Below are 11,951 nucleotides of genomic sequence, written 5' to 3'. Positions count from 1 at the left end.
TCTCCGATAGGCTAGATTTATAACAATCATTACGTTACATTTTTTAACCTAACTTTCAAATCCTCATTTCTGTTTGTTTGCTGCTTTTCCACTTTTCCACTTTTCCCGGCTCACCCTGTGCTTTTTCCTTACAGGAGTGAATGATGAAACCTGCTTGCCTGGTTCTTTCCATATTGCTGGTATCCACTCAGGCCACGGCATCTATAGTAGATTTTTCTCCTTCAGGAATTTACTCACCAAATCAGCAATCTGCACATTATTTAAATCAGAGAACGGGAAGTGGGTATTCCCTTTGATTCCCACTTCTGGCAGATGCGTCACCGTCATATCCCCGCCATGCTTGTTCACCACATCACGCCACTCGCGAGCCATCGCCAGACGTGCGCGCCAGCTGTCCTGCGCGGGCATGGCGACGTGCTTATCCGGTATGTTATCGCCGTAAATAATCAGAATCGGGATTTTGGTCAGAGCCATAAACTGCGCCATTGGCACAGGCTCACCCTTCAGCGTGTCAAATGCGCCTGGCATAGGAGCAGGGAGTTCTTTTTCCGGGAAGACAAAGCTGCTTCCTGGCTCGAAGGCGACAATGGCTTTGACCTTGTCATTTTTCATCGCCGTGTACCAGCCTGGTCCACCACCCTGAGAGTGGGTGACGAGGATAGCCGGGCCGGATTTATCCATGACGGCGGACATCGCATCAGAGATGACATTGATATCAAACGGCCCGGTATTTGGGGTCATTTGACGGAAAAACTGGTTCAACGCTTCTTTGTCGTGAGAAAACTGAACGCCCTTAAAATACTCTGGCCATACGCCAACGCGGAACTGGTTGAACCACATTTGTTCATCCGGTTCAGGCGTAACAGTACCTTCTACCGTCGTGCGCCCGGCGCTGCCCCGGCGTGGCAGATCGACAAGATAAGTTGAGAACCCGCGCCGTGCAGCATCACGATAGGGTATTTATCGGATTCTCCGGGGTTTGGTAGAACACAGAGGCATGATCGCCATGATAAGTTTGGCCAGCAGAATCCAGCGGCTTTTTCGCGTCAAATGTTCCTGGTGCGGTGATGATGGTGCCACCAGCAGAAAAACTTCCCTGTTCCTGAATGATCAGCGGCTCGGCATAGACCGACTGAGCCACCAGGCCACCCGCCATTACGCAGATAACCAGCGTTTTTAAGATTGTCTTCAAGATTACATTCTCTGTTATGTTTGCCGTTCAATCATATCTGAGTTGTTAGTGTTAATTATTTAACACCCCTGATTGCCTTTATTTGGCAGACTCATGAATGCGGACGATTAACTGCGCATTGTCTCTAACCAACTGGTGACCGTTTCAGTGGTTCTTCGCTCCTGGTCGCATTCAATGACGAGCGGTTTTTCCCGACGCGCAGTTGGGGCGAGACGGGTAAGGATGTCGTCGCTGTCTCCTTTACCGTAGCCACCGTGAGTCATGAAGGGGATCAGTAATTTGCCCGCAAGGTTGTGGCTGCTGAGAAATGCTCGCACTACAGGCGGCACGCTGGTCCCCCAGATCGGAAAGCCTAAATACACGGTCTCGTAGCGTGAGATATCTGCAACGCTATTTTTTAATGCCGGTTTTACGCCTCGCTCACGCTCATTTTTCGCCTGTTCAACGGTCTGAAAATAGTCTTCCGGATAAGGCGTAGCCGGTTCGATTTCAAACAGATCGGTATTCAGGCTGCGGTGAATGACGCCCGCAATGACTCGTGTATTTCCGCTGCGGGAAAAGTACGCAACCAGAACACGGCTTTTACCCTGTACGTTTGCGGTTCCGGTCGCAGCTGATGTCAAAGAAACGTTCGCCAGGGTGAGCCCGGCAAGTGCGGTAATTAACATTCTGCGATTGGGATCATGCTCCATAATCCACTCCTAATTGTTTGCGAGCGCCTGCTGCAGCGCCTTTTCAGCTCGCGTTGCTGCATCACTTTCGCCATGTTCACGCAGAACCTGTGCCAGTTGGCGTAGCTGCGCTGCCGTCAGGCCGACTCGCATGCTGGCTCGCGTATGTGATAGCAGTTGTGGTTCAACACCCGGCGTGGCAGCTAATGCACCAACCGTTGCCAGCTCGCGGCTTTGCCAGTCAAGGTTATCGCGGGCGAAAATGTCGCCGAACAGATGCGTTTGCAGGAATTGGTTAATGACCGGGGCAAAATCAAACAGCGGGCCCAGGACGGGAGCGCCTGAGATTTTTGTCTGGTTTGCGGTACCGACACGGCGAAGTTCATCCCCGACGGGGATGGTGGCGACCGGTTCTTTACCCTCAACGTCTTCGATGCCACGTTGTTTACGTGCTTCGACGACCTTCATCAGTTCGCTAAGTGCATTCAGGCTACGAGGGAAGCCTGTGTAGGCATAAAGCTGGACGAGAATCTCTTTGGTTTCGTTTATCGTGAGTCCTGCGTCAAGACCCTGATTCAGGGCTGCATTCAGCTTATTCATCTGACTGATGAACAGATTGCTAAATTACCTTTTGCCTTGTATCGCCAGGGCTACGAGTACTACTGGAAAACCCACGCCCACCCGAACTCCACGTTTAAATACACCACCAGCAGTCTTCTGGATTTGATGAGCTTTGACGTAACGAACCATATCAATCTCATCAATAAACCGCTGCTGATGATTGCCGGTACAAAAGCGGATACGCTCTATATGACTGAAGATGCGTTTGCGAAAGCCACCGGTACGAAGGACAAAGAACTCTTCCTGATCGATGGCGCTACTCATATCGAGACGTATTGGGTGCCTGAATACGTTGATAAGGCTTTGCAAAAGTTAGACGTCTTCTTCGATAAGAATATTTAAACTTCCGCAGCCATGTTGGCCAGCGCTGAACGCTGGCCAACATGTTGAGAATAACGGATGGTGAGGAGAAGATAACCCGGTCTGAATGGATAGGCTTTATGAATGAAATTCATAGGCCCGCTCAGGATCTTCCAATCCGACTAAAGGAGGGATGGGTCGGACATTAATCTCGCGACAGGTCTATTAACCTTTGCGCTGCCTGTAGATCTGCCAGGGTATCGATATCGTGAGTAATACCGTAATCCGACAGGAAAATATCTTTAGCCTCTTCCCGTTGTCGCGCGCGTCTCACGATTTCTTTTGCTCCCGTATCACCAGAAAGGGCGAGTAATTCAGCACGGTGTTCCTGCCGGAATCCTACCGGATGGCCCGAATAATTCTGGTAGTGAGGCACGACTATTGAAGATTCTTCGAGCTCTGCGGCGACGCGTTGCAATGATGAGGGCTGAATTAAGGGAAGGTCGGCTGGCAGAATTAGCCATCCTGGGGCCTGAAGTGTGGCGTGAACGCCAAGAGAAATAGACTTGCCCATGCCGCAAGTTCCGCCTTCAGGGCAAACCAGATACCATCTTAAATTCGCGGTTTCGACAGCCTGTATCACATGCTCCAGAACCGACTTGCCGTTGAGCAGCGCGGCGAGTTTATGTGTACAGCCTCCGGAGCTGAGAAAGCGCTCCCCACGCCCGGCAGCGAGGATCAGGACGACGGGGGCAGGCATGACGCCTCCTCCTGATGGAGACGTACAGAGGCGACCTCAGCCAGTACGGAGAGTGCCAGAGTATGGGCATCACGGGCTTTGGGGAATATCCCGATAGGCGCGCTGATCCGCTCTGTTTCCTCCTTGCACCACCCCAGCTCGTGGAGCTTTTGCAGACGTAAAGTGTGGGTTCGATAGCTGCCCAGCGCGCCGAGATAAAAGGGTTTCGCCTCGCGCGCAGCCTGCAGCACTGGCAGCTCTCGGGTGAGATCATGGCACAGCAAAATGACCGCCGTGTCGGCATCTATCTGCGCGCTGGCTGAGGCCGGAAAAAGGTCGAAGATATGGCTATCATAGCCTGTTGCCGCCGCAAGGCTGGCGGTCGCCTGTGCTTCAAGAGAGCGCCCGTAAATTATCAGCCTTACGCAAGGTCTGAACCCAACCTCAAAGCCATTGAGATGCCAACCCGTTCGGGTTTGCGCGGGCAGGCACTCAAGCGATTGTGCCTGGGGATCGTAGCGCAGGCCCGCCGGTTTTCTTTGTTCCAGGCGGTTCAGCACGGCAAGAAGGGGCCGTGGTGATCGCAGCTTATGGAGCGCCAGCGTGATCCCGCCACCACAGGGCAGAACAATGTCGAACCACGGTGAACCCTCGCCATAGCGAATTTCGCGATCGCGACCGGATTCCATCACCTCGAGGGCTTCAAAAGCGGTGGCGGCCTCCACGCAACCCCCGGAGACGAAACCGCAGTAGCGGCCATCTTCCCGCACCACCATTTGCGCCCCGAGCGGTCGCGCCGCGCCGCCGCGTATCTCAACCAGCGTCACCAGCACCGCCGCTTTACCGGACATCAGCGCCTCCAACGCGAAACGCAGAATGGCCCGGCGGTCATCGGTAAGAAACGCCTGCTCCGGCTTATGCCAGCGCTTGTCATCGGTGTCAAAAAGCGAACAGGACATTGTCCCTCCTTAAACCACATCCGGCAGCTTATCGAGCAGCTTATCCAGGGTGATGGGGTAATCCCGTACCCGGACACCGGTGGCGTTGTAAACCGCATTGGCGATAGCCGCGCCCACGCCGCACAGGCCCAGCTCACCGACACCTTTGGCCTTCATCGGGGAGGAGATGGGGTCGGTATCATCCAGGAAAATCACCTCCTGTTGTGGAATATCCGCATGGACCGGCACCTCATACCCCGCCATATCATGATTAACGAAGTAACCCAAACGGGTATCCACGGCCAGCTCCTCCATCAGTGCTGCGCCTATTCCCATAGTCATTGCGCCAATGACCTGACTGCGGGCGGTTTTCGGATTCAGGATGCGTCCTGCAGCACACACGGCGAGCATACGCCGGACCCGAACTTCTCCCGTCGCGCTATGCACGCCGACCTCCACAAAATGCCCGGCAAAGGTCGACTGCTGGTACTCCTTGCTGAGTGTGTCGAACTCAATGCTCTCTTCCGCCGTCAACCTGCCGCCAGAGGTGGCCTCACGTAGCGTAGCGCTGCGGGTACCGCTGGTAATCTTGCCGTCGGCAAACTGCGACTGCTCAGGATCAAACCCGACTGCCGAGGCAATCATCTCGCGAAGTTTCACACAGGCGGCGTAAACGCCGGAGGTGGAGGTATTCGCGCCCCATTGTCCGCCAGAACCCGCAGAAACCGGGAAACGGGAATCGCCGAGGTGAACCGCAACCTGCTCCAGCGGTATGCCAAGCATTTCCGCCGCTGTCTGGGCGAGAATGGTGTAGCTGCCGGTACCAATGTCGGTCATGTCTGTTTCCACGGTAACGGTACCGTTTTGCTCAAGGTGAACTCGCGCGCCGGATTTTTCGAGCAGATTATTACGAAAGCCCGCCGCGACGCCGACGCCGACCAACCACTCACCATCGCGCACCTGTCCGGGTGTGGCATTGCGCTGCTTCCAGCCAAATTTATCCGCTCCGGTACGTAAGCACTCGATGAGCTGACGGCGCGAGAAGCGGCGTGTCGGATTAGCGGGATCAACCTGAGTGTCATTCAGGATGCGAAACTCGACGGGATCAATGCCTGCTTTTTCCGCCAGCTCATCTATCGCGATTTCAAGCGCCATCAGTCCGGGGGCTTCGCCGGGCGCACGCATGGCGTTCCCTTCCGGCAAATCGAGCGTGGCGAGCCGCAGGCCGGTATGACGATTTGCCCCGGCGTAAAGGAATTCGCTTTGCTGCACCGCCGTTTCCGGCGTGCCGCCGGGGAGGTTTCCGGACCAGCTTTCATGTGAGATAGCGGTGATTTTCCCGCTCTGGTCGGCACCGATACGCAGGTGCTGAAGGGTGGCGGGGCGGTGCGTGGTGTTATTGGGAATAGTGGGGCGGGGGAGCATCACTTTCACCGGGCGTTTTACCGCACGGGCGGCGAGGGCCGCCAGCAGTGCATCGCTTCTCAGGAACAGCTTGCCGCCAAACCCTCCGCCGATGTACGGGGAGATAACACGCACATTCTCCACGGGCACTTTTAGCGTTTTCGCCAGATCGGTGCGGCACCAGTCAATCATCTGGTTTGAGGTCCACACCGTGACCTTATTGCCCTCCCAGATGGCCATCGAGGCGTGCGGCTCCATCGCCATATGACTCTGATCGGGGGTGGTGTAGGTGGCATCAATTTTCACCGCTGCAGAGGAAAACGCGCCGTCGAAATCACCGACGTTTTTGTCGGGCGTATCTTCCGGCGGCTGACTGACAGACGGTTTCTCATCCGCAAGTGAGTAAGACCCTCTCTCGCGGCGATAGTGCGTCTGTACCAGCGAGGCCGCCGCCCGCGCCTGTTCGAAGGTCTCTGCCACCACCAGCGCAATGGCCTGATGGTAGTGCTCAATCGTGGGGCCGCCTAACAGGCTGGCGGTGTTTTTGTCGCCTTTTCCAAGTGCCCCGGCGTTATTCGCGGTGATCACTGCCAGCACGCCCGGTGCTTTCTGCGCGGCTTCCGTATCAAGGGCGGTGAGCCGTCCTTTGGCAATGGCAGAGCCGACGGTATAGCCATAGGCTGCGTTGGGCGCTTCCTCATGCCATTCGTAGGCGTAGCGTGCCGTACCGGTCGTTTTCAACGCACCATCGATGCGGTCATGGGGACGCCCGATGACCTTCAACTGATCGATCGGGTTTTCCCCTGCAGGTTTATCAAATTTCATGCCTGAGCCCTCGCTTCTGTCAGTACGGAGGCAAGCGTTCGCTTCGCCAGCAGGAGTTTGAAGGTGTTTTCAGCGGTGGGATGGGCGCTGGCGAAAAGCGTGTCATACACGGCCTGCGTTCCCTGGTGCATTTGAGCGTCCGCAGCCTCAACGCGCCAGGGCTTATGCGCTACTCCGCCCAGCGCTATGCGCCCGCTGCCGTCTGGCTGGATGATCGCCGCGACCGAAACCAGAGCAAAGGCATAAGAGGCGCGATCGCGCACCTTGCGGTAGATATGTTTCCCGCCGAGCGGCGGAGGTAACGTCACCGCAACGATAAGCTCACCGGGCAGAAGGGCGGTTTCAATGTGTGGCGTTTTCTCCGGCGGCCGATAAAAATCAGCAAGCGTAATACTGCGCGACTTTCCCTCCGGCGTGATGGTTTCCACCATCGCATCCAGCAACCGCATCGCAACCGCCATATCACTTGGATGAGTGGCAATGCAGGCTTCGCTTGTACCTACTACCGCATGCTGCCGGCTAAAGCCTTCAAGCGCCGCGCAGCCGCTGCCGGGCAGGCGTTTATTGCACGGCTGATTGGTATCGTAAAAGTAGGGGCAGCGCGTACGCTGAAGCAGATTACCGGCAGTGGTTGCCTGATTACGTAACTGGCCAGACGCGCCAGCGAGCAGGGCGCGGGAGAGTACAGCATAATCGCGGCGCACGCGTTCGTGGGCGGCCAGATCGGTGTTTCGCACCAGCGCGCCAATGCGCAGGCCACCCGCGTCGGTCGCTTCAATCTTGTCCAGTCCGAGCCCGTTCACGTCAATAAGGTGTGTAGGGGTTTCAATTTCTAACTTCATCAGGTCCAGCAGGTTGGTGCCACCGGCGATAAACTTTGCGCCTGGAACCTGCTGAGCGCTGAGCGCTGCCTCGGCCGGAGTATTCACTCGTTCATAGGTAAACGCCTTCATGATTTTATCTCCCCCGCAGCGTCTTCGATGGCGGCAAGGATGTTGGCATATGCGCCACAGCGACAGATGTTGCCGCTCATGCGTTCACGGATCTCATCGGCGGTTCTTTTAGGAGGTGAAACCAAATCGACCGTGACGTGACTGGGAATACCCTCCTCAATCTCTTTCAATACCGCAAGTGAGGAGCAGATTTGCCCGGAGGTACAGTAGCCGCACTGGAAGCCATCATGCTTGATAAAGGCTGCCTGCATGGGGTGAAGATTATCAGGCGAACCCAGACCTTCAATGGTGGTGATCTCCGCCCCCTGATGCATGACGGCAAGCGTAAGACAGGCGTTAAGCCTGCGACCGTTAACCAGCACGGTACAGGCACCACATTGCCCGTGATCGCAGCCTTTTTTAGTACCGGTCAGATGCAGGTTCTCCCGCAGCGCGTCCAGCAGCGTGGTTCGGGTATCCACCTCAAGTTGTTCGCTTTTACCGTTCACCTTGAGTGTCAGGGGCATGATTTCAGGGGCGGGGGTGGCAGCAGGGGGGCCTGCCGCAAATGTAGAATGCGGATAAACGACGGCTGTCGCCGCTGTTGCAGCGCTCACTTTAATCAGATCGCGACGCGTCAGGCTCAAATCGTGCGGTTCGTGATTGCCAGCCCGATTATCCTCGGGGTATTCGCCTTGGTTGCTCATGCCAGGCCTCCGGTATTCGAAAGGGGAAAATAAGAGTGCATTGCGAGAGTGCTGTTGCTTTTTTAAATGTTAAGCATAGTTGGCGAGAGCAGGAGGATTATTCTTAAAACGCGAATGCAGCTATGAGCCCGGCTAATAAATTCATATTCGCCGGGATGTTAGTGATGATGGGAGCTAGTTTATGCTTTAGTTGTGAGCGCAATTACTGCGCTGGCGAGCGTGAATAGCGCGATTATCCAGCTCATTGTCCATGGTGTACCGTCACTGAACAGAGCGAGAAGAAGTGAAGAGATGATGCCACTGCCGTATTGTAACGCGCCCATTAGCGCCGACGCAGAGCCTGCAACATCAGGAACTGCGTCAAGTGCGCAAGCTGTGGATATCGCCGCGATGATGCCATTCATGGAGAAGAACACGAACACAGCGCCGACAATCACGGTAATTCCACCTACACCCAGGCCGGTGGTGACCGCCAGCACTATTGCTGCAATAGCGGCGATGAATACGGCATTCCTGAGCAACGCTTCCAGTGGATAGCAGTGAACCAGGCGTCTGTTGACCATACTTACAGCCATTAATCCCACAATATTTACTGCAAACAGCCAACCATAGTGCTGCGGATCAACGCCGAAGTAGGTGATGTACACAAACGGAGAGCCCGTGATAAAGGCGTAGGCTGCGACATAATAAAACGTCAGGCATAGCGTAAAACGCATGTATCTGGCGTTGGTTAGCAAGGCACAGTAGTTGTGAAAGGCTCTGGTTACGGAGGATTGTGAGCGTTTTTCCGCAGGTAATGTCTCCGGTAACCTGAATAAAGACATCAGCATTAAAGTTCCGATAATCGCCAGCAGCCAGAAAATGGCATGCCACGAGGTGACTTTAATCATCTGCCCACCAATCAGGGGCCCGGCAATCGGCGCGATGGCCATGATGATCATCAGTGTCGAAAGCATTTGTGCTGCACGAGTGCGGCTAAAGAGGTCGCGGATCATTGCCCTTGCCAGCATCGGGCCGGTACAGGCACCTAAGGCCTGAAAAACACGCCAGAAGACAATGTGTACGATATCAGTTGATAACGCGCAGCCCACCGAGCCGATGATGAACAGACCTAAACCGATAAACAGCGGCAGACGACGCCCATAACGATCGCTAATCGGTCCCCAAATCAGTTGTGCAATGCAAAAACCGATAAGAAAACCTGTGATTGTCAGCTCTGCATCACCCTGCAAATCGTTGGCCATCACGGGCATGGCGGGCAGATAGATATCGGTTGATAAAGAGGTTACAGCCATCAGGGCGCTGAGAATGAGTAGAATCGATAAGCCGGTTTTTTTAGCTGTAACTGTCTGCGTATGTGCCTGTTGATTAAGCATGGTGATCCGTTGGACATGAATTGATAGGGGTATGTTAACGGGTTTGTGCTCTCTGATAATTACAGGCGGGAGGATAGGGACTATGAATGGTATTCATTAATATAAGTCAATTCAAAAGGGGCTCGTAAAGTGAATTAAGCCATCTTCACAGAGCATGCAATGCTTATCACACAACTCTTATGTCCTGATGAAAAAGAGATTTCAGCGCTAAGTTCAAACGCATACCTTTTAACTCTACGTTATTCAACATGCATTGTAACTGCGAGATTTCACCATTAATCCGCGGCCGTACTCAGTGGCCTGGATTGAGTATCTTTTCAGTTGTGCGAGATGCTCTTTATTGTGAGTAATGACATTGGCAACCTGCGTTGAGTCCAGCCAGAGTTATTTGCCTCTGACACCACCTTGTCAACCGCGCGAGCAAAATAACCGTTAACCCGCTTCCAGCATTCCAAAACTCACAATCCTTGAACGGCCCAGCTCTTTCGCCCGGTAGAGCGCAACGTCTGCCGCCCGTAACAGGTTGTCGCTCTGTGAGTGTTGCGGATAGCTGGCGATACCAATCGACACATCCACCGGGCCAATTTCAGAAATGCCATAGCGCAGTGAAAGTTCATGCACGCCGTTGTAAATCTCCGTTGCGCAGGCATGCGCCGCCACTTCATCCGCACCGGTCAGCAGTGCCAGAAACTCTTCTCCGCCATAGCGAAAGGCAAGGCCATTATCATGTACGGCGCGTTGAATAATCGCCGCCACACTTTTGATTACCCGATCGCCCGCCTCGTGACCAAAGCGATCGTTAATGCTCTTGAAGTGATCGATGTCGATCATCAGACAGCTCACCGGCTCGTCGTTGCGCATCGCCTGGGCCATTTGCGTGCGCAGCGTGTCTTCCAGATGATGACGATTACGTAAGCCGGTCAGTGGGTCGAACAACGCTTTTTCCAGCAGCGCATCGCGTAGCCGCTGGTTGGCCAGCGCCAGGCCGAGTGCTTCAGCCAGCAGTTCCAGATAGGCGCGGGATGGCGCGGTTTCCGGTGTGATGTTCAGGAACGAGAGCAGGCCGATTGCTTCGCCCTGAGCGATCAAGGGGACGCACAATGACCGATGCGTTTGCGATTCAGGCAGATGATAACAACCGATGTCTGGTTTGCCATTCACTGGCGGATGGCTTTGTCCACGGCGAATGGCCCAGCATTCATCCGGGTGGAAGACCGTTTTTTCACCCTCAGGCGACAGCCATTCGGCCGCACAGCGCATCTCCCACGCATCGCGATCGAGAATATATAAGCGCCCGGAAACACCCGGCGCAATATTGGGGGCAAACAGTTCCGCGACGTTAATCACGTCGGCGACGTTTTCGCATCCCTGCAGACGCTGAGTCATGCGCGCCAGCAGTTCGCGGATAGCCCAGTCGGTATCGCGCTCTTTTTCCAGCCGCTGCCGCGCCAGTCCGTTCTCCCGAAAGATGCGTATGGCCTGCGCCATGTCGCCAATCTCATCAATCTGGTTGAAATTCGGCGGTTCGACGGCGTAATCCTGCGAGGCCAGCCGATGCACAACATCACTCAGCCGGACAACCGGATGCAACACACGGCGTTTGAGAATAAAGCCCATCACAAACAAGAACAGCAGCGCCGTCAGGCAGACCATCACTTCAGACGCGGATCGCAGTGCTTTCGATGTTTTGGTCGCAGCATGTACGTCGGCTATGGTGCGCTTGTCGAGGAGCTGGCGAAAATGGTCGATCTGTTTCTGCGCGCGCTCCAGTTCCTGTTCATAGCCTGGGCCATAAAGCAGGGCAACGGCCTGTTGTTCTTCACCTCGCGCCATGCCGGAGAGCGCCGCCTGCTGCTCGTCCTGCAGTTCATCAATGATCTTTAATCCGTCGTGGAGCAGTGCCAGTTCCTCGCCGGATGCGCCATTGTCTTTAAGCTGCTCCAGCCGGTGTTCAATGTTCTTCAGCGTACCCTCTTTTTGTCGATATTCTGCCAGCACATCGGGCGTTTTGTTGATAACGAACAGGCGCGCTAAATCTGAGAGCATCCAGGCATCAGTCTCAATATCTTCTGTGAGCTGATCAAACTGCTGCCGCTGTTTAACGGCCTGACGCTCCACATTGTCGGCATTGGACGCCATCAGCATAACGATGCCGGAGGCGATAGTCAGGCACACCGTGGCACCGTAGGCCCAGTTTGTTATTGTGGCGATTCGCACCAGTGGGTTCCTTTTACGACAAGCGTGGA

8 protein-coding genes and 3 pseudogenes are annotated in these 11,951 nt (G+C 54.8%); 1 reads left to right on the top strand and 10 read right to left on the bottom strand.

The window, feature by feature from the left end; all coding sequences use genetic code 11:
- Nucleotides 1-201: 201 nt before the first annotated feature.
- The 3 genes and pseudogenes from ABGB15_RS16825 to ABGB15_RS16815 form a co-directional block, all read right to left on the bottom strand.
- Nucleotides 202-1,192 (bottom strand): annotated as a pseudogene (locus tag ABGB15_RS16825) (alpha/beta fold hydrolase).
- A 107-nt stretch (nucleotides 1,193-1,299) separates the two neighbouring features.
- Entirely contained in the window at nucleotides 1,300-1,884 is a 585-nt protein-coding gene (locus tag ABGB15_RS16820) for a flavodoxin (RefSeq protein WP_215722703.1), read from the bottom strand.
- A gap of 9 nt (nucleotides 1,885-1,893) precedes the next feature.
- Nucleotides 1,894-2,469, bottom strand: a pseudogene (locus ABGB15_RS16815) (carboxymuconolactone decarboxylase family protein); the annotation flags it as partial.
- Here ABGB15_RS16815 and ABGB15_RS16810 point away from each other — a divergent pair.
- Nucleotides 2,461-2,826 (top strand): annotated as a pseudogene (locus tag ABGB15_RS16810) (alpha/beta hydrolase); the annotation flags it as partial. The pseudogenes ABGB15_RS16815 and ABGB15_RS16810 overlap by 9 nt on opposite strands.
- A gap of 163 nt (nucleotides 2,827-2,989) precedes the next feature.
- Here the strand turns inward: ABGB15_RS16810 and ABGB15_RS16805 are convergent.
- The 7 genes from ABGB15_RS16805 to ABGB15_RS16775 all read right to left on the bottom strand — a co-directional run bounded on the left by ABGB15_RS16805 (nucleotide 2,990) and on the right by ABGB15_RS16775 (nucleotide 11,922).
- Nucleotides 2,990-3,544 carry an NTP transferase domain-containing protein gene (locus ABGB15_RS16805; protein WP_215722704.1) on the bottom strand — a complete coding sequence of 185 codons (555 nt, stop codon included), beginning with the start codon at nucleotides 3,542-3,544 and terminating at the stop codon, nucleotides 2,990-2,992.
- Nucleotides 3,523-4,482: an XdhC family protein gene (locus ABGB15_RS16800; protein ID WP_215722705.1), complete on the bottom strand. Its 960-nt coding sequence runs from the start codon at nucleotides 4,480-4,482 to the stop codon at nucleotides 3,523-3,525. The genes ABGB15_RS16805 and ABGB15_RS16800 overlap by 22 nt, the downstream gene beginning before the upstream one ends.
- A gap of 9 nt (nucleotides 4,483-4,491) precedes the next feature.
- On the bottom strand, nucleotides 4,492-6,690 hold the full coding sequence (gene paoC, locus ABGB15_RS16795) for an aldehyde oxidoreductase molybdenum-binding subunit PaoC (protein ID WP_215722706.1): 2,199 nt from the start codon (nucleotides 6,688-6,690) through the stop codon (nucleotides 4,492-4,494).
- Nucleotides 6,687-7,643, bottom strand: a complete 957-nt coding sequence (paoB, locus tag ABGB15_RS16790) for an aldehyde oxidoreductase FAD-binding subunit PaoB (protein ID WP_313326779.1) — start codon at nucleotides 7,641-7,643, stop codon at nucleotides 6,687-6,689. Before paoB ends, paoC begins: the two co-directional genes overlap by 4 nt.
- Nucleotides 7,640-8,329: an aldehyde dehydrogenase iron-sulfur subunit PaoA gene (paoA, locus tag ABGB15_RS16785; protein ID WP_152083591.1), complete on the bottom strand. Its 690-nt coding sequence runs from the start codon at nucleotides 8,327-8,329 to the stop codon at nucleotides 7,640-7,642. The genes paoB and paoA overlap by 4 nt, the downstream gene beginning before the upstream one ends.
- Before the next feature lie 179 nt (nucleotides 8,330-8,508).
- Nucleotides 8,509-9,705: a multidrug effflux MFS transporter gene (locus ABGB15_RS16780; RefSeq protein WP_369064249.1), complete on the bottom strand. Its 1,197-nt coding sequence runs from the start codon at nucleotides 9,703-9,705 to the stop codon at nucleotides 8,509-8,511.
- A 432-nt stretch (nucleotides 9,706-10,137) separates the two neighbouring features.
- Entirely contained in the window at nucleotides 10,138-11,922 is a 1,785-nt protein-coding gene (locus tag ABGB15_RS16775; RefSeq protein WP_215722709.1) for a diguanylate cyclase, read from the bottom strand.
- Nucleotides 11,923-11,951: the final 29 nt, after the last annotated feature.

Source organism: Enterobacter sp. MALB-1 (genome assembly GCF_041021625.1).
GTDB classification, from domain to species: domain Bacteria; phylum Pseudomonadota; class Gammaproteobacteria; order Enterobacterales; family Enterobacteriaceae; genus Enterobacter; species Enterobacter oligotrophicus.
This window is presented reverse-complemented; position numbering and strand designations above follow the sequence as displayed.

Bases quoted from the DNA above. Each gene is read 5' to 3' on its own strand.
- ABGB15_RS16800 (WP_215722705.1), bottom strand. From the start codon at position 4,482: ATGTCCTGTTCGCTTTTTGACACCGATGACAAGCGCTGGCATAAGCCG.
- ABGB15_RS16820 (WP_215722703.1), bottom strand. From the start codon at position 1,884: ATGGAGCATGATCCCAATCGCAGAATGTTAATTACCGCACTTGCCGGG.
- ABGB15_RS16780 (WP_369064249.1), bottom strand. From the start codon at position 9,705: ATGCTTAATCAACAGGCACATACGCAGACAGTTACAGCTAAAAAAACC.
- paoC (WP_215722706.1), bottom strand. From the start codon at position 6,690: ATGAAATTTGATAAACCTGCAGGGGAAAACCCGATCGATCAGTTGAAG.
- paoA (WP_152083591.1), bottom strand. From the start codon at position 8,329: ATGAGCAACCAAGGCGAATACCCCGAGGATAATCGGGCTGGCAATCAC.
- paoB (WP_313326779.1), bottom strand. From the start codon at position 7,643: ATGAAGGCGTTTACCTATGAACGAGTGAATACTCCGGCCGAGGCAGCG.
- ABGB15_RS16805 (WP_215722704.1), bottom strand. From the start codon at position 3,544: ATGCCTGCCCCCGTCGTCCTGATCCTCGCTGCCGGGCGTGGGGAGCGC.